The 20,788-nt window shown below is 53.3% G+C and carries 15 protein-coding genes and 1 pseudogene; 10 read left to right on the forward strand and 6 right to left on the reverse strand.

The window, feature by feature from the left end:
* Positions 1-197: 197 nt before the first annotated feature.
* Positions 198-1,592, reverse strand: coding sequence for an outer membrane channel protein TolC (gene tolC, locus DMB82_RS01575; protein WP_116163558.1), 1,395 nt, complete (start codon positions 1,590-1,592; stop codon positions 198-200).
* 337 nt (positions 1,593-1,929) lie between these two features.
* On the opposite strand from tolC, the gene nudF reads away from it, so the two are divergent.
* The 5 genes from nudF to parE all read left to right on the forward strand — a co-directional run bounded on the left by nudF (position 1,930) and on the right by parE (position 6,496).
* Positions 1,930-2,562, forward strand: coding sequence for an ADP-ribose diphosphatase (gene nudF / locus DMB82_RS01580; RefSeq protein WP_102117112.1), 633 nt, complete (start codon positions 1,930-1,932; stop codon positions 2,560-2,562).
* Between the two features lie 4 nt (positions 2,563-2,566).
* On the forward strand, positions 2,567-2,998 hold the full coding sequence (locus DMB82_RS01585) for a DUF1249 family protein (RefSeq protein ID WP_039482244.1): 432 nt from the start codon (positions 2,567-2,569) through the stop codon (positions 2,996-2,998).
* 107 nt (positions 2,999-3,105) lie between these two features.
* Positions 3,106-3,933, forward strand: coding sequence for a 3',5'-cyclic-AMP phosphodiesterase (gene cpdA, locus DMB82_RS01590; protein ID WP_109224898.1), 828 nt, complete (start codon positions 3,106-3,108; stop codon positions 3,931-3,933).
* Complete coding sequence (yqiA, locus tag DMB82_RS01595; RefSeq protein WP_116163560.1) at positions 3,933-4,514, forward strand: esterase YqiA; 582 nt, start codon at positions 3,933-3,935, stop codon at positions 4,512-4,514. Before cpdA ends, yqiA begins: the two co-directional genes overlap by 1 nt.
* 86 nt (positions 4,515-4,600) lie before the next feature.
* On the forward strand, positions 4,601-6,496 hold the full coding sequence (gene parE / locus DMB82_RS01600) for a DNA topoisomerase IV subunit B (RefSeq protein WP_116163562.1): 1,896 nt from the start codon (positions 4,601-4,603) through the stop codon (positions 6,494-6,496).
* 250 nt (positions 6,497-6,746) lie between these two features.
* On the opposite strand, the pseudogene DMB82_RS01605 reads toward parE, so the two are convergent.
* Positions 6,747-9,080, reverse strand: a pseudogene (locus DMB82_RS01605) (TonB-dependent receptor domain-containing protein).
* Positions 9,081-9,643: 563 nt separating this feature from the next.
* Between DMB82_RS01605 and parC the strand changes: the two are divergent.
* The 4 genes from parC to DMB82_RS01625 all read left to right on the forward strand — a co-directional run bounded on the left by parC (position 9,644) and on the right by DMB82_RS01625 (position 15,446).
* Positions 9,644-11,917: a DNA topoisomerase IV subunit A gene (gene parC / locus DMB82_RS01610; RefSeq protein WP_102117117.1), complete on the forward strand. Its 2,274-nt coding sequence runs from the start codon at positions 9,644-9,646 to the stop codon at positions 11,915-11,917.
* A 150-nt stretch (positions 11,918-12,067) separates the two neighbouring features.
* Positions 12,068-12,805: a 1-acylglycerol-3-phosphate O-acyltransferase gene (locus DMB82_RS01615; protein WP_116163564.1), complete on the forward strand. Its 738-nt coding sequence runs from the start codon at positions 12,068-12,070 to the stop codon at positions 12,803-12,805.
* A 102-nt stretch (positions 12,806-12,907) separates the two neighbouring features.
* The gene (ftsP, locus tag DMB82_RS01620; protein WP_116163566.1) at positions 12,908-14,323 is read left to right on the forward strand and encodes a cell division protein FtsP; all 1,416 of its coding nucleotides are present in this window, start codon (positions 12,908-12,910) and stop codon (positions 14,321-14,323) included.
* Positions 14,324-14,708: 385 nt separating this feature from the next.
* On the forward strand, positions 14,709-15,446 hold the full coding sequence (locus DMB82_RS01625) for a GntR family transcriptional regulator (protein ID WP_102117120.1): 738 nt from the start codon (positions 14,709-14,711) through the stop codon (positions 15,444-15,446).
* An 84-nt stretch (positions 15,447-15,530) separates the two neighbouring features.
* Here the strand turns inward: DMB82_RS01625 and dkgA are convergent, their stop codons facing one another.
* The 3 genes from dkgA to DMB82_RS01640 form a co-directional block, all read right to left on the reverse strand.
* Complete coding sequence (gene dkgA / locus DMB82_RS01630; RefSeq protein WP_102117121.1) at positions 15,531-16,358, reverse strand: 2,5-didehydrogluconate reductase DkgA; 828 nt, start codon at positions 16,356-16,358, stop codon at positions 15,531-15,533.
* Positions 16,359-16,764: 406 nt separating this feature from the next.
* The gene (gene yqhD / locus DMB82_RS01635) at positions 16,765-17,928 is read right to left on the reverse strand and encodes an alcohol dehydrogenase (RefSeq protein ID WP_116163568.1); all 1,164 of its coding nucleotides are present in this window, start codon (positions 17,926-17,928) and stop codon (positions 16,765-16,767) included.
* A 3-nt stretch (positions 17,929-17,931) separates the two neighbouring features.
* Positions 17,932-18,672 carry an NADPH-dependent oxidoreductase gene (locus tag DMB82_RS01640; protein ID WP_116163570.1) on the reverse strand — a complete coding sequence of 247 codons (741 nt, stop codon included), beginning with the start codon at positions 18,670-18,672 and terminating at the stop codon, positions 17,932-17,934.
* A 232-nt stretch (positions 18,673-18,904) separates the two neighbouring features.
* On the opposite strand from DMB82_RS01640, the gene DMB82_RS01645 reads away from it, so the two are divergent.
* Positions 18,905-19,915: an AraC family transcriptional regulator gene (locus tag DMB82_RS01645; protein ID WP_116163571.1), complete on the forward strand. Its 1,011-nt coding sequence runs from the start codon at positions 18,905-18,907 to the stop codon at positions 19,913-19,915.
* 29 nt (positions 19,916-19,944) lie between these two features.
* Here DMB82_RS01645 and DMB82_RS01650 read toward each other — a convergent pair whose 3' ends face one another.
* Positions 19,945-20,604 carry a DedA family protein gene (locus DMB82_RS01650; protein WP_010297510.1) on the reverse strand — a complete coding sequence of 220 codons (660 nt, stop codon included), beginning with the start codon at positions 20,602-20,604 and terminating at the stop codon, positions 19,945-19,947.
* Positions 20,605-20,788: the final 184 nt, after the last annotated feature.

The following is a 20,788-nucleotide window of genomic DNA, read 5'->3' on the forward strand; positions in this document are numbered from 1 at the left end:
AATTTAAAGCGGCAATAGGTGTAACGGGAGGTGCATTTACGTTGCTATACATTCTGTCGTGCAACGTTTCGCTTTATAAAGAAAGAAGACGGTTCCTGTGTTCTGGTGCTGTCGCGTTATTTTGTGGGGAAAGCGCGGGTATAAAAAGGGGGAACCGTGGTTCCCCTCTATTTTATACTTGTAAACGTAGCTACCGATTAACGTTGTGCCGAGGCGGTAGTGGCCTGCGGAGCGCTGTTGTCGGTTACGGCCGGTGTGGTTGACACCGGTTGACCCAGCGACGCATTCAGTGCCTGCAGATCATTTTCATTCAGCGTGCCTTGCGCGGACTTAATGTTTAACTGATTGATCAGGTAATCATAACGTGCGCTGGAGAGCTGTTGTTTGGCGTTATACAGCGTGGTGGTGGCATCCAGCACGTCAACGATGGTGCGCGTTCCTACCTGATAACCGGCTTCCATCGCATCCAGAGAGCTTTGTGCAGACACTTCAGCCTGTTTGTAAGCGTTGATGCTGCTGATGGACGCAGAAATGTTGTTAAACGATGAACGTACTATCTGGATAACAGAACGGTGTGCGCTTTCCAGCAGTTCACTGGAACTGACGTAGCTGTGCTGCGCCTGTTTCACCTGAGAGTTAGTTGCGCCACCGCTGTAAAGTGGCAGAGTGAAGTTGATCCCCACTTTGTGTTGCCCTGCGTCTGAATCGTTAAACGAGTTGCTGTTATTCGTCCGAGAACCGGAATAGCGAGTATCACTCACGCCCGTTGAGGCGGTTAGATCCAACGTTGGCATATAGCCTGTTTCGGCGGAGCGAATCTGCTCGCGCGCCAAATCCTGACTCAAACGTGCGGACAACAGGTTCAGGTTGCGGTTTTCGGCTTCTTTCAGCAGGTTATTAACCGCTTCAGGTTTCTGGGTAGAGAAACGCTCGATGTTGAGCCCAGCCAACTGCGGGTAGAAGTTGCCAGTAATCTGACGCAGTGATTCCAACGCGTTATCCAGCGTATTGCGCGTTAACACTTCATTGGCCAGCACGCTGTCATACTGTGCACGGGCGTTCTGGACATCGGTAATTGCCACCAGACCCACGTTGAAGCGCTGTGTTGTTTGATCTAACTGGCGATAAATCGCCTGTTTCTGTGCACTGATGTAGGACAGGGAGTCAATGGCGCGCAGCACGTTGAAATAGGCTGTTGCCGTGTTCAGCATCAGATTTTGCTGGGCGGTTTGATAGGTGACGTCTTCAATACCCGCTTGTTTTTCCTGCAACGTTAGCGCACGCCATTTGGACATGTCGAACAGCGTCTGGGTTAGCTGCAATGCTGCGCTTTTCTCATTGCTGTTGACGCCATTACTGTCGCGGTAACCTTTGTTGTAGGTATAACCTGCGTTGATTCCCAACTGCGGCAGTAACGGGCTGCGCGCTTGATTAATTTTTTCAAACGCGGCGTCGCGGGTTGCCGCAGAGCTGCGTAAATCAGGGTTGGTGCTTTTTGCCTGCTGGTAGACCTGTAACAGGTTTTCCGCCTGACTCATGGCGCTAAAACCGCCCAGGCTCAGACCAATAAGAAGAGGGAGCAATTTCTTCATTTGCATTCCTTGTTGTGCAGCAATCTCGCTATGGTAGCGCTGTCTGTAGACGAATAATTGTCGATTCTATCAGAATCTGCCAATAGGATAAGGTAGCTGAACGTGCCATCTTTCAGCGGAATATGCCCACAGGGTCAGGTAAATTGACCTGTTGGATGATTCAGTGCGGCGCTTTGCTGTTTAGTAAGGCACCGCAAAGTGATGCGATGGGTGAGAATTCCCCTCACTTGGCTGACGTCACGCCTAATAAACGTTCAAAAACAATGATGAGTATAATGACAGCGGATTCCGCCATACAATACCGGATTCTATTAATACTTGTTACAGGAGTACAGCCATGTCGTCTTCCGCATCCAGTTCGGTTACTTTCACTAAAGATGATGTAGAAATTATTGCACGCGAAACGCTGTACGACGGTTTTTTTTCGCTGGAGCGTTACCGTTTCCGTCATCGCCTGTTTAATGGTGGTATGAGCGGTGAAGTCAGCCGTGAGATTTTAGAGCGCGGTCACGCTGTGGTGCTGTTGCCTTACGATCCGGTGCGTGATGAAGTGGTATTAATAGAACAGATTCGTATCGCTGCCTACGACACCAGCGCGTCTCCCTGGCTGTTTGAGCTGGTGGCTGGCATGATTGAGCCAGGAGAAAGCCACGAAGAGGTGGCGCGGCGCGAAGCAGAGGAAGAAGCGGGGTTAAGGGTTGGCCGTTGCCGACCGATAATCAACTATCTTGCTAGCCCCGGCGGCACCAGTGAGCGTTTGGCGGTGATGGTGGGCGAAGTGGATACGCGTACGGCGAAAGGGATTCACGGCCTGGCGGAAGAAAATGAAGATATCCGCGTACATGTGGTGAGCCGTAAACAAAGTTATCAATGGGTTGAAGAAGGCATCGTTGATAATGCGGCGTCTGTCATTGCCTTGCAATGGTTGGCATTGCACCATGAAGAACTGAAACGTGAGTGGGTGGATTGAATTTATGAAACGTTATACTCCGGATTTCCCAGCCATGATGAGGCTATGTGAAACCAACTTCATGCAATTGCGGCGTTTGCTGCCAAAAAATGATGAAGTCGGCGAAATCGCGGTTTATCACGTCAATAATGCGGTCTATCAACTGACGATTCTTGAGTCTACTCGCTATACCTCATTGGTGGAAATTAAGCAGACAGCGCCCACTGTCAGCTATTGGAGCCTGCCAATGATGAGCGTTAGGTTGTATCATGATGCGTTGGTTGCGGAAGTGTGTGCCAGCCAGCAGATCTTTCGCTTCAAAGCACGTTATGATTATCCGAATAAGAAGTTACATCAACGTGACGAAAAGCACCAAATTAATCAGTTTCTTGCTGATTGGCTAAAGTATTGTTTGGCGTATGGTTCGATGTCGATACCGGTTTTTGATACCCAATAGATTTCAACACGCAGGAAAGTGGCTGGCGAGCCACCAAGGGAAACCAACGTATTCTGCAATTTGAAAGATGACGGGTAGAGACAGATTTACGTAACCAAGGACACCATTTGGAAAGCCTGTTGACACTGCCTGTGGCGAGTGGCGCCAGAGTCAGGATTTTACAAATAACAGATACCCATCTTTTTGCGGGCGAGCATGAAACCTTGCTGGGTATCAACACCTATCGTAGCTATCACGCTGTGCTGAATGCCATCAAGGCTCGGCAGGATGCGTTTGATTTGATCGTCGCGACGGGCGATTTGGCACAGGATCACACGCTGCAAGCCTATCACCATTTCTCACGCGGGATTGCGCATATCCCTGCACCTTGCGTATGGCTTCCGGGTAACCACGATTTCCAACCGGCGATGGTCGATGCGCTGGCTGACGCCGGCATTGCACCGTCCAAGCATGTGCTGCTGGGCGACAAGTGGCAGATCATACTATTGGACAGTCAGGTGTTCGGCGTGCCGCACGGTGAGCTGAGCGAATACCAGCTTGAATGGTTAGAGCGCAGCCTGAAAAGTCAGCCTGACCGCTTTACGCTGCTGTTGCTGCACCATCATCCGCATCCTTCCGGCTGTACCTGGCTCGATCAGCATAGCTTGCGTAACGCGCATAATCTTTCTGCGGTACTGGATCGCTATCCACAGGTGAACACCGTGCTGTGTGGGCATATTCATCAGGAAATGGATTTTGACTGGCATGGTCGCCGCTTACTGGCCACGCCGTCGACCTGCGTACAGTTCAAACCGCACTGCACTAACTTCACGATTGATGATGTGGCGCCGGGCTGGCGCTATCTGGACCTGCTGCCGGATGGCCGTCTGGAAACCGAGGTCTATCGTCTCTCAGGCAGCGAATTTCTGCCTGACATGGATTCGGACGGTTACTAATGCCAACGCTTCTTTATCTGCACGGCTTCAACAGTGCGCCACAGTCGGCGAAAGCGACGGCCCTGAAAACGTGGCTGGCAGAGCGGCACCCTGAAATTGACATGGTGATTCCCCAGCTTCCACCGTATCCGTCGGAAGCAGCTGAGATGATGGAGTCGCTGATTATGGAGCGGGCCGGTCGTCCGGTGGGCATTGTTGGCTCTTCCCTCGGTGGTTATTATGCCACCTGGCTATCCCAATGTTTTATGCTGCCTGCCGTGGTAGTGAATCCTGCGGTGAAGCCGTTTGAACTGTTGCTGGACCATCTCGGCGACTATCAGAACCCCTACACCGGTGAACAATATGTGCTAGAGTCTCGGCACGTTTACGATCTGAAGGTCATGCAGGTTGACCGACTGGAATCGCCGGATTTGCTCTGGCTGCTGTTGCAGACAGGGGATGAGGTTCTGGACTATCGTCAGGCAGTCGCGTATTACACGGCCTGCCGTCAAACTGTGGAGTCAGGGGGCAATCATGCCTTTGTCGGATTTGAGCACTTTTTCACACCGATTGTGAATTTTTTAGGGCTCACGACAGACTGAATCACCACACATAGGCATTGAAAAACGAAGCGCCGAAAGCGGTTCGTTAAACACCATTCACTGAACTCAAAGAATTAACGCAAACTATGGCTCAATCAAGTTATAACGCTGATGCGATTGAAGTACTCAGCGGACTGGAACCGGTGCGCCGTCGTCCGGGAATGTACACCGATACCACGCGTCCTAACCATCTGGGACAAGAGGTCATAGATAACAGCGTTGATGAAGCGCTGGCGGGCCATGCACGCCGTATTGATGTGATTCTGCACGCCGATCAGTCGCTGGAAGTCATTGATGACGGCCGTGGGATGCCGGTGGATATCCACCCGGAAGAAGGCGTACCTGCCGTTGAGCTGATCCTGTGTCGCCTGCACGCGGGCGGCAAATTTTCCGGTAAAAACTACCAGTTCTCGGGCGGTTTGCACGGCGTAGGGATTTCCGTGGTGAACGCCCTGTCTACCCGTGTTGAAGTCACTGTTAAGCGCGACGGTCAGGTTCATGACATCGCGTTTGAAAACGGTGACAAAGTGCAAGAGCTCACCGTCACTGGCACCTGTGGACGTCGCAATACCGGTACGCGCGTGCATTTCTGGCCTGATGAGAAGTTCTTCGACAGCCCCCGTTTTTCCGTATCCCGTTTGACGCACCTGCTGAAGGCCAAAGCGGTCTTATGCCCCGGTGTGGAAATCATCTTCAAAGATAAAGTTAACAACACCGAACAGCGCTGGTGCTATCAGGATGGCCTGAAGGACTACCTGTGCGAAGCGATAAATGGCCTGATCACGCTGCCGGAAAAACCGTTTCTAGGGTCGATTACTGGCGATACTGAAGCCGTGGACTGGGCGCTGCTCTGGCTGCCGGAAGGCGGTGAGCTGCTGACGGAAAGCTACGTTAACCTTATCCCGACGCCAATGGGCGGGACGCACGTTAACGGCCTGCGCCAAGGGTTGCTGGATGCGATGCGTGAGTTCTGCGAATTCCGCAATATTCTGCCGCGCGGCGTGAAGCTGAGTGCAGATGACATCTGGGAACGCTGTGCTTACGTGCTGTCGGTCAAAATGCAGGAACCGCAGTTTGCCGGGCAGACCAAAGAGCGTCTCTCTTCTCGTCAGTGTGCCGCGTTTGTGTCCGGCGTCGTGAAAGACGCTTTCAGCCTGTGGCTGAACCAGAACGTGCAGGCTGCGGAGCAACTGGCTGAGCTGGCGATTTCCAGCGCGCAGCGCCGTATGCGCGCCGCCAAAAAAGTGGTGCGTAAAAAGCTGACCAGCGGGCCGGCGTTGCCAGGCAAACTGGCGGATTGTACCTCGCAGGATCTCAACCGGACGGAGCTGTTCCTGGTGGAAGGGGATTCGGCGGGCGGATCGGCGAAACAGGCGCGCGAGCGTGAATTTCAGGCGATCATGCCGCTGAAAGGTAAGATCCTGAATACCTGGGAAGTCTCCTCCGATGAAGTCTTGGCGTCGCAGGAAGTACATGATATTTCAGTCGCGATCGGTATCGATCCTGACAGTGCCGATCTCAGCCAACTGCGTTACGGGAAGATCTGTATTCTGGCGGATGCGGACTCCGATGGTCTGCACATTGCCACGCTGCTGTGCGCGCTGTTTGTCCGCCATTTCCGGGCGCTGGTTCAGGGCGGACACGTTTATGTCGCCATGCCGCCGTTGTACCGTATCGATCTGGGCAAAGAGGTGTACTACGCGCTGGACGAAGAGGAAAAAGCGGGCGTGCTGGAACAGCTTAAGCGCAAGAAAGGCAAGCCGAACGTACAGCGCTTTAAAGGTCTGGGTGAAATGAATCCGCTACAGCTGCGCGAAACCACGCTGGATCCGAATACTCGCCGTCTGGTGCAGTTGACCATCAGCGAAGAGGATATGGATCAGACGATGGCGATGATGGATATGCTGCTAGCGAAGAAACGTTCGGAAGATCGCCGCAACTGGCTGCAAGAGAAAGGCGATAAGGCGGAGATCGAGGTCTAACGCTTGAGTAAACACCTCATCGAGGCAGGTATATTCGTTTATGAAAGTCACGCGGTGTATTATCGCAATAGTCAGCTAGTGGCGCGCATTACCTGCTTTCTCGATTTTATGAGCGAGGAACTCACAGAAAATCCGCTGTGAGGCGTTGCCCACAGCGGTAGAAAGGTACCTAAAACGTCGATCTGGCAAAGTGTTCGTCCAGGTGCCTGCGTTAATCAGCAAAATGCGCGCTCGCGCATAACACTATTGATTAAAAGTCCACATTCACACCCAGTTGGAAGGAACGACCAGGCTGCACGGAGAGGGCGCGGTCATACTGTCCCTGCCGATCGTTGGTTTCAATCTGACGACTGCTGAGATAATCCCAATACTTACGGTCAGTCAGGTTATACACGCCACCGTTGACTTTCACGTTTTTGGTCACGCGATAGTAGGCGGTCAGGTCAACCATGCCATAGCCGGGAATCCGCATATATTCGGTATTCGAGGTGGCGATCGCGTTGCCAGCATTGGTATAGCTTTCGCGGCTGGTATCCTTCGCCTGCTTACCTTTCTGGAAGGTAGACGTCAGGGCAGCACCGTAGCGTTGGGAAGGATCGTCATAGGCGATACCTACCACGGCTTTCATTGGCGCAACGCTGTCGAGATCGACATAGCGGTCGCCGAGGTAGCGCGATTGCGATTGGCCTTTGGTGTAGCCAAACGCCAGCGTGGTGCTGAGCCCATCAACCGCTGGGAACCAGGTACCTAGCTGTATTTTGCTGCTGACCTCACCACCGTAGATGTAGGCTTTATCGCGGTTTTCCGCCTGATATATCGTGCTGATATTACTTGGCACATTGACGAATTTATCGGGGTTGGCGCTACGACGGTAGCGGGTATTGGCGATAAAGTTCTTATACGTGTTGTAGAACAGCGCGGTACGGAAGGTGATCCCCTCCGTCACTTCCCCTTTTAATCCCCACTCTACGTTGTTGCTGGTTTCCGTCTTGAGGTCGCTATTGCCGATAAAGGCATACTGAACTGGTCCGGCATAGTTGGCATCCAGGTTGGTGCTGCCATAAAGCTGGCTGGCATCCGGGAACTGCGCGCCACGGCGGTACTGCACATAGGTCGTTAGCGTCGGCGTGATGTCATAGAGGAAGCTCAAAGAAGGCAGGACTTGCGTATCGCTGTTGGCTTTGCCGTACAGTCTGTTGACATCGGATTCACTGATGACGCTGCCGTCACCGCTCAAACGAACTGTATTGGTCGGTTTGGTACGCTGATGGATAGTGCGCACGGCAGGGACAACCGAGAAGGCGTGCCCTGCCAGATCCCACGTAGCGGTATCCTGCACAAAGCCGCCGACGGTATAGCTGTTGCTGTCAGCTTCCGGCTGCATGATGTTGTTGGCACCCGTTTGGTTAGGCGACTGCCTGAACGGACGCTCTGTTTTGCTTTGGCTGGCGTTAAGGCCCCAACTGAACTCGTGGCGATCCCAGCTTTTCACCATATGGGTATCGAATCCATAGGTGGTGACATTGTAGTCAGAATAGACGCGGTGGCTATCTGCTGCCGCCATCCCTGTGGTTGCGGGCAGCCAGGTATTGTCGTGTGATTCGCTGTTTTGGAAGTAAATGCGGCTATCAACCAAATCGACCAGCGTGTTGTTGACGGGCGTCCAGCGATCTTTCAGGCTGGCGGTCCAGCGGCGTGTCTGGCTGCTCTGTTGCGCCGTGCCATAAATGGTGTTGTTGCCGCTTGGCAGACTACCCCAGTAGTCATAATGGGTATGATTGGTTTTATGGTAATAATCCAGCGTACCAGTGAGCTGATGCTCGTCGTTGGCCTGCCAAATACCGGACGCCAAAATAGCGTTAGAGTGTCAGTTGGCAGGGTAAGCGGCGATCTCGTCGCTGTTATTACGCGTTTGCTGGCCGTCACGGCGGCTGAGTACGACAACGCCGCGCAATTCGTCATCACCGCCTGCTGCGGTGATGCCATTATGCCAACCATGGTTGGCGGAATCGTAGTCGCTCTGAAAACCGAAGTAGTCCTGCTTGCCTGCTTTCAGATAGTCATCGGCAGATTTTGGCCGAAAGGAGACGCTGCCCCCGAGTGCGTTGACAGTATTTTCTGCGGAGGTGACGCCCGACTCAATATCGACGCTGCTGTACACGTAAGGGTCGATATAGTCCCGTCCCATGCCGAAGGTATTGAATCCGGCACGGCTGGCGTAGCTGCGGCCCGTGGCATTAGGCAGGGCGATGCCATCGGTATCGATCGCTACACGGTTGCTTTCAATGCCGCGAATGTTGTAGCCCGTGTAACCGCCGCGGTCGAAGCCGCTTTTCCCTGTATTGCTGCCGCCGCTGGACCCTGTTGCGCTCACCAAAGGTTGATAACGCATGATCGTGCCAAAATTGTTGCCGCCTTCTCTTTGCATGTCTGCGGCAGTCAGCGTCGTAATTGAACCGGCTTTTTTCTCGACTTTTGGCGAGTGAACCGTCATCACATCGTCAGTCTGTCCCGTTTTCGACGCCGAATCGTCTTGATTCTTCACGTTGAGTGCGTTGTTACCTGTGGTGCTATCCGCTGCCATCCCGTTCAGCGCAACGCCAGTCAAGATGCCGGTGAGAAGAATTTTATTTAAATTCTTGTTAATTAACATAATGATACTCTGCTATAAGGTTGTTCTGGCCAGCGGCGTTGGGGAAACATGGCGTGCTGGTCGCTAACGTCTGCAAGGGAAATGCAAAACGGCAAATAACATTAATTATCATGTGGTAATGATAACTATTATCAATATGCTAAGCATTATCATCTGTTGTTGCAACGATGATGAATAATTCTTAATGAAACGGGATGGTTGCTATCAAAATGGAAGCGACTGGCTATGCCTCAATGAGGCGTAACGAAATGACTGACTTATGAAACCGAACACTACGAGCTGGACGATGATGACGCGCTTAACCGCGAGTACCCGGGCTCATTCTGGATACTGGCTAAAGAAGTACGTGACTCACTCCTGTGGCGCGGTTCCCTGCGAATGGTTCCCTGTGACATCACCTCATTAGATAAGGTACTATTCTCGCCAAATATACCGCCGCTATGGCGTGCCGGAAAGCGTAACCATCGCGCCGCGATGTGAGGGAAGTGAGATAAATGAGTGAGATGACTCATGACGGCGCAGAAAGCCTTGCGCTGCGCACGTTTACCGAAAATGCATACCTAAATTATTCCATGTACGTCATCATGGACAGGGCATTGCCGTTCATTGGCGATGGCCTGAAGCCTGTGCAGCGTCGCATTGTGTATGCGATGTCCGAGCTGGGACTGAATGCCAGCGCCAAGTTTAAAAAATCCGCCCGTACCGTGGGTGACGTGCTGGGTAAATACCACCCGCACGGCGACAGCGCCTGCTATGAAGCGATGGTGCTGATGGCGCAGCCGTTCTCTTACCGCTATCCGCTGGTGGATGGTCAGGGGAACTGGGGGGCACCGGACGATCCGAAATCCTTCGCCGCCATGCGTTATACCGAATCGCGGCTGTCCAAATATGCGGAACTGCTGCTGTCCGAACTCGGGCAGGGTACGGTCGATTACACCCCGAACTTTGATGGCACGATGCAAGAGCCGAAGATGCTGCCTGCGCGTCTGCCTAACATTCTGTTGAACGGCACCACCGGAATCGCCGTTGGGATGGCCACGGACATACCGCCGCACAACGTGCGTGAAGTCGCCGCCGCCGCAGTGATGCTGCTGGAAAACCCAAAGGCCTCGCTGGAAGAGTTATTGCAGCATGTTCAAGGGCCGGATTTCCCAACAGAAGCCGAAATCATCACGCCACGCGATGAAGTGCGCAAACTCTACCAGAATGGCCGTGGTTCCGTACGTATGCGTGCGGTGTGGAAGAAAGAAGACGGTGATGTCGTCATTACCGCGCTGCCACATCAGGTTTCTGGTGCCAAAGTGCTGGAGCAGATTGCCAGCCAGATGCGTGCGAAGAAGCTGCCGATGGTCGAAGACCTGCGTGATGAATCGGATCACGAGAATCCAACCCGTCTGGTATTGGTGCCGCGCTCGAACCGGATCGATATGGATCAGGTGATGAACCACCTGTTCGCCACGACCGATCTGGAAAAAAGCTATCGCGTTAACATGAACATGATCGGTCTGGATGGTCGCCCGAGCGTGAAAGGGCTGGTCGAGATCCTGAGTGAATGGCTGGTCTTCCGTCGCGATACCGTGTGCCGCCGTCTTAACTACCGTCTGGAAAAAGTGCTCAAGCGCCTGCATATCCTTGAAGGCTTGCTGATCGCGTTCCTGAATATTGACGAAGTCATTCATATCATCCGCACGGAAGATGAACCGAAGCCCGTTCTGATGCGCCAATTCAGCCTGAGTGAAACACAGGCTGAAGCAATCCTGGAGTTGAAATTACGTCATTTGGCCAAACTGGAAGAGGTGAAAATCCGCGGTGAGCAGGGCGATTTGGCAAAAGAGCGCGATCAGCTTCAAGCACTGCTGGCGTCAGACCGTAAGCTCAGTAACCTGATTAAGAAAGAAATTCAGTCCGATGCGCAAGTCTATGGTGACGATCGTCGTTCTCCGCTGCATGAACGCAGCGAAGCCAAAGCGATGAACGAGCACGAGTTAACGCCTTCCGAACCGGTCACCATTGTGCTGTCGGAAATGGGCTGGGTACGCAGTGCCAAAGGGCATGATATCGACCCAACTGGGCTGAGTTATAAAGCGGGTGATAGCTTCCGTGATGCAGCGAAAGGGAAAAGCAATCAGCCTGTGGTGTTTATTGACTCTACTGGCCGCAGCTATGCACTGGATCAGAATGAGTTGCCTTCTGCTCGTGGTCAGGGTGAACCGCTAACAAGTAAACGCACGCTGCCGCCGGGTGCGAAGGTGGAACAAGTGCTGATGGCCGCAGACGATCAACTGCTACTGATGGCATCGGATGCAGGCTATGGTTTTGTGTGTACCTTCAGTGATTTGGTTACGCGTAACCGCGCAGGAAAAACGCTGATCACGCTGCCGGATAATGCGAAGGTGCTGGCACCGATCGAGATCAACGGCGACGATAATCTGCTGATGGCGATCACTGCCGCAGGCAGAATGCTGCTGTTCCCTGTATCCGAGCTGCCACAGCTGTCGAAAGGCAAGGGCAACAAGATTGTCTCCATCTCTTCGGCTGATTTTGCGGAAGGCAAAGATCGTCTGGCTCAGTTGCTTCTATTACCGCCGCAGGCTTCTGTCACGCTCTACGTTGGTAAGCGCAAGCAGTTGCTACGCCCCAATGATTTTCAGAATTATCAGGGCAAACGCGGACTGAAAGGCACGTTGCTGCGTGGGTTAAAAGGTATTGACCGGATTGAGGTGGATGCACCCCAGCAGGTTGACACCACCGGCAGCAGTGAAGAATAACGCTTCCGTATTGTCTTGTGCATGTTGAGAAAGGCGGTGTCATATCGCCTTTCTTTAGTTTCTGGTTGCCATCCCGCTGCAAATTGAATCACCGTGTGTTTTAGCGCGGAATCGCTATACTAGCGGCGGCTGTCGGCTCATGAGGTTGCTATGTTATCCATTTTGCGTTTTTTTATTGTCATTATATTTTCGATTTTGATCTGTATTTTTGGCTTGTTTTACTGCCTGTTCAGCCCTCGAAATCCCCGCCATGTCGCGACCTTCGGCCATCTTTTTGGTCGCTTGTCTGTGGTGTTTGGCTTGAAAGTAGAAATGCGGATACCGGAAGAAGCGGCGCATTACGGCAACTGCATCTATATCGCGAACCATCAGAACAACTACGATATGGTCACGGTATCTAGCGCGGTTCAGCCTCGTACCGTTACCGTGGGCAAGAAAAGCCTGTTGTGGATCCCGTTCTTCGGGCCACTTTATTGGCTGACGGGTAACTTGCTGATTGACCGTGAAAACCGCGCCAAAGCGCATGGCACCATTACCCAAGTCGTGAAGCATATTAAAGAGCGCAACACGTCTATCTGGATGTTCCCTGAAGGTACGCGCAGCCGTGGACGCGGCCTGATGCCATTCAAAACCGGTGCCTTTCATGCTGCGATTAGCGCAGACGTGCCAATTGTGCCGATTTGCGTTTCTACGACCAGCAACAAGGTGAAGTTGAACCGCTGGAATAACGGACTCGTTATCGTAGAAATGTTGCCACCCATCGATACCCGCGGATATACCAAAGAGCAGGTTCGCGAACTGGCTGCACACTGCCATGATGTGATGGCTGCTAGGATTGCGGAGCTGGATGCGGAAGTCGCGGCACGCGAAGCAGCAGACAAAAAATAAACTTACCCCATCGAGTTACGCGATTATTGCTTCCGATTGCCTATTCAAGAACGAATCGGAAGATAAACTTTGCTTACGGTTTATTGGAGTTACGGAGTCATTATGTCACTCAGCCGACGTCAGTTTATTCAGGCATCGGGCTTTGCGTTATGCGCGGGTATGACACCACGGGTGGCGAAAGCCAGTGGGAATCCCATCGCATTGCCGATACCGCCATTACTGGAGTCGCGCCGAGGCCAGCCTCTTTTTCTAACCATGCAACGTGCCCATTGGGCATTTTCCGGTGACCGTAAGACCGCCATTTGGGGAATCAATGGCCGCTATTTAGGGCCGACGGTGCGGGTCTATGACGGCGATGACGTTAAGCTGATTTATAGTAACCGCCTGAATGAGCCTGTCGCGATGACGATCGGTGGGTTGCAGGTGCCGGGGCCGTTGATCGGTGGCGCGGCTCGTATCATTTCTCCAGGAAGCGACTGGTCACCGGTGTTGCCCGTTCGTCAGCCAGCAGCGACCTGCTGGTATCATGCGAATACGCCGAACCGCATGGCCCCGCATATCTATAACGGGCTGGCTGGGCTCTGGCTGGTGGAAGACAGCACCAGTAAATCCTTACCGCTTCCCAATCACTACGGTGTTGATGATTTCCCACTGATTATTCAGGATAAACGACTGGATAACTTTGGTGTTCCTCTCTATAACCCGCCTTCTAACGGTGGATTTGTGGGGGACTCGCTGCTCGTCAACGGCGTGCAAAATCCTTTTGTTGAAGTGTCCCGTGGCTGGGTTCGCCTGAGATTGCTGAATGCCTCGAACTCCCGGCGTTACGTGATGCGGTTGAGCGATGGGCGAGCGATGCGTGTGATCGCCAGCGATCAAGGGTTGCTGCCTGCACCGATGGCGGTGAACCAGCTTTCTCTCGCACCCGGCGAACGGCGCGAAATACTGGTCGACATGTCGCAAGGCGAAGACGTCACGCTAACGGCAGGTGAGTCGGCTGGGATTATGGATCGTCTGCGCGGGCTGTTTGAGCCTTCCAGCATGCTGATTTCGACTCAAATACTCACGCTGAAGCCGACGGGGCTGTTGCCATTAGTCACGGATAACCTGCCGATGCGTTTACTGGCCGACAACATCATTGAAGGCAGCATTAGCCGCACGCGCGAATTCCGGCTGGGTGACAGTCTGCCCGGCATCAACGGCGCGATGTGGGACATGACGCGTGCCGATGTACAAACCCTGCTTGGCCGCTGTGAGCGCTGGATAATCCACGCTGACACGCCGCAGGCTTTCCACATTCAGGGCGTCAAGTTCCTAGTGCGCAGTGCGAATGGTAGACCACCGGCGGTGGAAGACAGCGGCTGGAAAGATACGGTGTGGGTGGATAACGATGTCGAGCTGTTAGTTTATTTCACGCAGCCCTCCTCAATGGCGTTCCCTTTCCTGTATTACAGCCAGACGCTGGAACTGGCCGATCGCGGTTCGACGGGACAGCTCATCGTACAGTCTGCGATGTAAACCAACCGATAGCCTGCCGGTTTCTCTGCGTTACCCTCCACCGTGGCAAATGTGACGCCCGCCCCGTCTGACGCACCGCTCGCTTGTCAGACGGCAACGCTTCCGAGACTCATCTGTTTCTTAATGTGATCCACCTCTATTCAGACAAACGAAAATTAAAGATGCGAAGCTGTGCGGACGATACCTTACATATTGATGTTGCTATTAATTAAGGGTGAATAGCGTTTTTGCGTCGTGCGCTGCTTCGGATCGGATTGTGCTAAAAGAACATTTTTTATTACAACAATGCCAGAGCCCGTGCGTTTCGTTTCGTCATGAAATCAGGTCCACTTTCTGTTTTAACCTGTACGTAGCCAGAACGCTGCGTCACTAAAAGGGCTGCACTATGCGGGAATTACTGCTTTGGGTCAGGGATCAACTGGCTGGAGCGCCGTCGGCGCCTCGCTACATGCAGCTCGCGTCGTTGCTTGAATCAGAAATCAGCCGTCGTAAGACGTTATCTGGCCAGTTCTTACCCGCCGAAAGACTGATTGCTCAGCAGTTGGGATTGTCGCGCGTAACGGTTTCCCGTTCCTTGTCGCTGCTGGAAGAAAAAGGGCTGATTGTGCGACAACAAGGGGTGGGAACCCGCGTGGCCCAACGGCTTAACTACACGTTGAGCGCCGAGGATGAAGGTTTCACCGCGCTGATATTGAAACAAGGCGGCGTCGCTGGCAGCCTGTGGTTAGAAAAGACAATACAGATTCCATCCGCCGCCATTGCCGCGAAAATGTCTCTGCCGGAAGGCGAGGCTGTCACCTATCTGCGACGCGTCCGGCTCAGTAATGGCGAGCCCGTTTCACTGGAAACGACCTGGATACCGCAAGAATTCCTACCCGACCCCGAAGCGCTTGAGCAGTCTCTCTATCAGTATTGGATGACGCGTGATATAGCGCCTGACAAAAAACGCTATCGTTTCAAAGCGATTGCCTGTACGGCAGACATTGCCACGCTTCTTGGTATCGTGGCGGAGTCCCCAGCGCTGTATTGCCAACTGCATGTTTATAACGAACAGGGTGAACTGTTGGAATACAGCGAAGCACACTGCCGTAGCGACGTGTATGAGATTCAGTTTGCTGATTAGGATGAGAAGAAAAATGCCAGCTCGGTGAAGGCTGGCATCGAAGGGGGATAGAGTCGATCCCAGTAGCACTAATGGGATGAGTTCTTAGTCGTTTCTGGGTTCATCAGGGTCTGATCCCAGACGTTTCCCACAGTCCAGCTTGGCAATGTCACTAAGCTCGTCTTTATCCAGACGGAAATCAAACACCTCGAAGTTTTCCTTGATACGCGACGGCGTGACCGATTTAGGAATCACCACCAGCCCACTGTCCAGATGCCAGCGGATCACGATCTGTGCTGGCGTTTTGCCGTATTTGCTCGCCAGTTTACGGATAATGGGATGGTCGAAGACGCCTGCGCCACCCTGCGCCAGCGGGCTCCAGGATTCGGTCTGGATATGGTGCGTGGCGTTCCAGGAATGAAGTTGCTTTTGCTGGAGAAGAGGATGCAGCTCGACCTGATCGATGACCGGCAAGACGCCCGTTTCTTCTTTTAACCGCTGTAAGTGGTGAGTATGGAAATTACTGACGCCGATACTTTTCGCCAGACCCTGCTCTTGGAGTTTGATGAGTCCACGCCAGGCATCCACGAAGGTGTTCTGCTGCGGGAGCGGCCAGTGAATCAGGTAGAGATCGATATAATCTAACCGAAGTTTTCTCAGGCTCTCTTCCAGCGCTTTTTGGGGATCGGTGTGATCGCCATTCCAGAGCTTGGTGGTGATGAACACCTCTTCACGCGGCAGGTTCGCGGCACTCAGTGCCTGACCAACGGCCTCCTCGTTCTTATAAATCGCGGCGGTATCGATCGCCCGATAACCGATGGACAATGCTTCAGTCACGGCGATCACTGTGTCCTCACTGCTTGCTCGCCAGACACCAAGGCCCATCTGGGGCATGATATTGCCGTCCGCCAGTTTAACTTTCGGTTGCGTCATCTCACTCTCCTTTTATATCCATTAATCCATGCAAATATCATAGGGTTAACGGGATGGGCGACCTGTTCATATCACGGGCAGAGAGGAACGTAATCCCACGCAGGAACAGGCATATGATTTTAGTTTAGTAGAAAAATTCGCAGGCTATAGATTGCATGATGATAAAGGGAGCCGATTGGCTTAATGCCGATCGTTTAAGCATCGAGATACACGGGGCGACCACAGGGGTGAGGCGTCCCTGCGGGAACCTCCCCCTGTGTTTCCCCTAATAACGGGCTTAAGTGACCACTATTAGCCGAGCGGCTCCCCTTAACAGACACAGCATTGAGGGTATATCGCGTGATATAGGCGTGGTTTAACCGATAGCGTTTTCTCCTGTCACTCGAATGATTGGGATTAGAGGGGCTTAACGTGCCGCCTCGTAAATCTTCTGGCTTTCTTCCAGCGTGATGTCGCGGTGCTCGCCCAGGGCAGTCAGGCCATGTTCGTTGAGCTTGGCGACCAGCGTCGGAATGGCGCTGCCATCCAACTGATAGTCAGACATGCGAGTCGGCACGCCCATTGTCTCGAAGAAGTCACGCGTGGCAGCAATCGCGCCGTCGATGCGCTGATCTTCGCTACCGTCACGCAGGTTCCAGACGCGCTCGGCGTATTGCAGCAGTTTGTCGCGCTTCTGGGATTTTCTTGCCGCCAGCATGGCAGGCAGAACGATAGCCAGCGTCTGGGCATGATCAAGACCGTGCAGCGCCGTTAATTCGTGTCCCAGCATGTGGGTTGACCAGTCCTGCGGCACGCCTGCGCCAATCAAGCCGTTCAACGCCATGGTGGCGCTCCACATCACATTGGCTCTGACCTTGTAGTTTTCCGGTTCAGCCAGTGCGCGCGGGCCTTCTTCAACCAGCGTCAGCAGTAAACCTTCCGCAAAACGGTCCTGTACTTTGGCATCGACGGAATACGTCAGGTACTGCTCAACGGTGTGAACGAAGGCATCGACCACGCCGTTCGCGATCTGACGAGCGGGCAGGGTGTACGTCACGACCGGATCGAGCACGGCGAAAAGCGGCTGCGTGTGACGTGAGCGGAAAGCGAGCTTATCGTTAGTCGATTTGCGCGTGATGACCGCGCCGTTGTTGGATTCCGAACCGGTCGCTGGCAGGGTGAGCACCGCCGCCATTGCGACGCCGCGATCGATTTCCGCGCCGCCGGTTTGCAGAATATGCCAGGGGTCTTGTGCGGCCTGATAGTCTGCGGCGGCAGCGATAAATTTCGTGCCATCAACCACAGAGCCACCGCCAACCGCCAGCAGGAAATCAATCTTCTCCGCCCGGACGACCTCGACGGCTTTCATTAGCGTTTCGTAGGTCGGGTTGGGTTCAATGCCGGAAAACTCACGGACATTACGGCCTTCTAAGGCACGATAGACCTGATCCAGTACGCCATTGTACTTCACGCTGCCGCCGCCGTAGGTGATGAGGATACGGGCGTCGGCAGGGATTTCTTTACCTAATCCAGCAATCTGGCCTTCGCCAAACAAAATCTTGGTAGGGGTATGGAGTGTGAAATTTAGCATAGGTTATTTGTCCAGTTTAAAGCCCTGTTGGAGGATCGTGGGCAAAACTTTCGGGAAGTAGATGTGCTGATAGTAACTGGCGGTGTTATCACCCCAGTTGTCGCCGTCTGCGCGGCCGGTTTGCTGCCAGTGTGCCACCAGCGTGTGGTTATATTGCTCAATCGCCGCAGGCAGAACGTCCTGATGATAGGTTTCATCATGGCGGAAGGAATTCAGTGGCAGGCGCGGTTTCTGATGCGCAGGGGTATCCACGTAGCCAATCGCAACGCCTGCAACGGGGAACGTCAGTTCAGGCAGTCCCAGAAAGTCGATCATCGCCTGTGGTTCGCGACGAATACCGCCAATCGGGACGATGCCCAGCCCAAACGAGCGTGCGGCGGCCATCAGCGTGCCGAGCGCGATGCCGACATCCGTTGTGCCGGAAATCAGGCTTTCGAGGCTTTCATGCGCGTGCTGCTGCTTGTCGCTCATGGCAATCCCAACCTGCGTTTTATGCATGTCCAGTACTACGGTGATGAAGATCGGTGCTTGGGCAATCCACGGCTGGCCGCCAGCCAATTCGGCAATGCGTGCTTTGCGTTCTGGGTCGCGGGTGACGATGAGCGAGACCTGCTGAGAGTTTACGGACGTCGGTGCCAGATGGGCGGACTGAATAATGGCATCCAGCACATCATCGGGAATCGCTTTATCAAGATAGCTACGTTCACTGCGGTGTGAGGTGAACAGCTCAATCGTTTTATTCATATCTTTTCCCGTGGGATGAAAGGATAACGGTATGCTCAATATTGTCATCAACCTACGTAAGACGTTCAATGCACATTTCTGTTTGCTTATTGCCTATTTCTCCAAAATGTAGGAGAAAGTGGTGATAATAGCTCGCTAGTATGTCATTTTATTTCTTCTGTCAGGAGAGAGGCTTCGGGCAGGAAAAACGAACTAGTAGCGAGAGAACACCATTTTGACGCAAACCCCATACATGTTGACGGACAGCCAAAGCATGTCGACGGAAAACCCATGTGGGCAGCTTGTTCAGAAACAAGATGTTCAGAAGCAAGACGTTCAGAATCCAGTAGAACAGCAGCAGACCGTGCGGCAGCGCATCGTGCAGCAGGCAATACGCTGTTCAGCTAAAAGCTGGACCACGCCTTCGCTCGTCCCGCAGGTCAGAATTCTGTATACGGAACAGCACCATCCGCGTGTGCCGGTGATGTATGAACCGACGATCGTCATCATTTTTCAGGGGCAAAAGATTGGTTATCTGGGCGGGAAAACGTTCCAGTATGACCCAGAAAACTACCTGTTGATGACCGTGCCGCTGCCGTTCGAATGTGAAACGATAGCCAGCGTTGAACACCCGCTGGTCGGGATGGCGATTCGTATTGATATCCAGATGCTTCAGGATTTACTGATCGATATCGGTGACGACGACAGCGCGATCCGCCCCTGTTCCTGCACGTGTGGAGTGAACAGCGTGTCGCTGACCGATGAGATTTTGTGTGCCGTTGAACGACTACTGGATGCGATGAATAACCCGCGTGATGCCCGTGTGCTGGGCCCAGCGATTGTGCGCGAGATTATCTATCATATGCTCTGCGGTGAACGCGGTGCGGCGTTACAGGCGTTGGTGAATCGGCACACGCATTTCAGCCAGATAGCAAAATCTCTGCGACGTATTGAAAACCACTATGCCGATAGCCTGAATGTGGAACAATTGGCGGCTGAAGTGAACATGAGCGTCTCGGCGTTTCATCACAACTTTAAGGCCGTCACCAACACATCGCCGTTGCAGTACCTGAAATCCTACCGCTTGCATAAAGCGCGGGTTCTGATGATCAACGAGGGGCTGAGAGCGGGCGTTGCGGCAGCTCGCGTAGGGTATGAGAGCGTGTCGCAGTTTAGCCGGGAATTTAAGCGCTATTTCGGTGCGACGCCAAGCGATGAAGTCACGAGAGTAAAGGCCAGTAACATGGCGGTTGAGGGAAGCTGAAGACGTGAAGAAAACGTGCCGTTGCGCGATTAGGCGACCGCACGTTTTTTGCGCCACACCATAACAGCCATGCCGATCAGGCCGCTAACCAGCAAAATAATCGGGAGCAGGATCAGCGCGGTCATCACCTGATCTTCATAGCGTTTGACTAGCGGAATGTGGCTGAGCGCATAGCCGAGCGTGACAATACCCCCAACCCACAGTAGACCACTGAGCCAGTTGAAAATCTGAAAGCGCGTATTGTTTAACCCAGAAATGCCCGCCATCGTTGGCAGCAGCGTGCGGATAAACGCTAAAAAGCGGCCAACCAGCAGCGCCGCCAGACCGTGCTGGTGGAACAGATGATAGGCGCGCTGGTGGTAATGGGCGGGAAGCTGTAACAGCCAGCCCTTTACCAAGCGCGTATCACTCAGCCAGCGCCCTTGAAGGTAGCTGAGCCAGCAGCCGAGGCTGGCGGCGATGGTGAGCAGAATCATTGTAGGGAAAAAGCTCATCACGCCTTTGGCAATCATGGCGCCCGTGAGCAGCAACAGGCTATCGCCGGGCAGAAAAGAGGCAGGGAGCAGACCGTTTTCCAGAAACAGTGTCGTGAACAGAATGCCGTAAACGACCCAAACAACGTGGGGATCGGCCAGTGCACTAAAATCCTGCTGCCAGAGCGCCTGAATAATGTCGTGAACCACACTCATATGACTTCCCGCAAGTGACGATATTCACTATCTCTCAGGCTGCGGCGTGGAACGCTGGGCTACCTGAAATCTACTGCCTATCAAGCCCTAATGGGCAAAATGCCTTGCCGCATGATGAGAATGCGACAGGGCTTAATGCTTAATTTTGGTTAAGGTAACGCAGTTTTTTGGTAAGCGTTGACTC

Source organism: Pectobacterium aquaticum (assembly GCF_003382565.3).
GTDB classification, from domain to species: domain Bacteria; phylum Pseudomonadota; class Gammaproteobacteria; order Enterobacterales; family Enterobacteriaceae; genus Pectobacterium; species Pectobacterium aquaticum.

Coding starts and splice junctions, on each gene's coding strand:
- tolC (WP_116163558.1), bottom strand. CDS start 1,592: ATGAAGAAATTGCTCCCTCTTCTTATTGGTCTGAGCCTGGGCGGTTTT.
- nudF (WP_102117112.1), top strand. CDS start 1,930: ATGTCGTCTTCCGCATCCAGTTCGGTTACTTTCACTAAAGATGATGTA.
- DMB82_RS01585 (WP_039482244.1), top strand. CDS start 2,567: ATGAAACGTTATACTCCGGATTTCCCAGCCATGATGAGGCTATGTGAA.
- yqiA (WP_116163560.1), top strand. CDS start 3,933: ATGCCAACGCTTCTTTATCTGCACGGCTTCAACAGTGCGCCACAGTCG.
- parE (WP_116163562.1), top strand. CDS start 4,601: ATGGCTCAATCAAGTTATAACGCTGATGCGATTGAAGTACTCAGCGGA.
- parC (WP_102117117.1), top strand. CDS start 9,644: ATGAGTGAGATGACTCATGACGGCGCAGAAAGCCTTGCGCTGCGCACG.
- DMB82_RS01615 (WP_116163564.1), top strand. CDS start 12,068: ATGTTATCCATTTTGCGTTTTTTTATTGTCATTATATTTTCGATTTTG.
- ftsP (WP_116163566.1), top strand. CDS start 12,908: ATGTCACTCAGCCGACGTCAGTTTATTCAGGCATCGGGCTTTGCGTTA.
- DMB82_RS01625 (WP_102117120.1), top strand. CDS start 14,709: ATGCGGGAATTACTGCTTTGGGTCAGGGATCAACTGGCTGGAGCGCCG.
- dkgA (WP_102117121.1), bottom strand. CDS start 16,358: ATGACGCAACCGAAAGTTAAACTGGCGGACGGCAATATCATGCCCCAG.
- yqhD (WP_116163568.1), bottom strand. CDS start 17,928: ATGCTAAATTTCACACTCCATACCCCTACCAAGATTTTGTTTGGCGAA.
- DMB82_RS01640 (WP_116163570.1), bottom strand. CDS start 18,672: ATGAATAAAACGATTGAGCTGTTCACCTCACACCGCAGTGAACGTAGC.
- DMB82_RS01645 (WP_116163571.1), top strand. CDS start 18,905: ATGTTGACGGACAGCCAAAGCATGTCGACGGAAAACCCATGTGGGCAG.
- DMB82_RS01650 (WP_010297510.1), bottom strand. CDS start 20,604: ATGAGTGTGGTTCACGACATTATTCAGGCGCTCTGGCAGCAGGATTTT.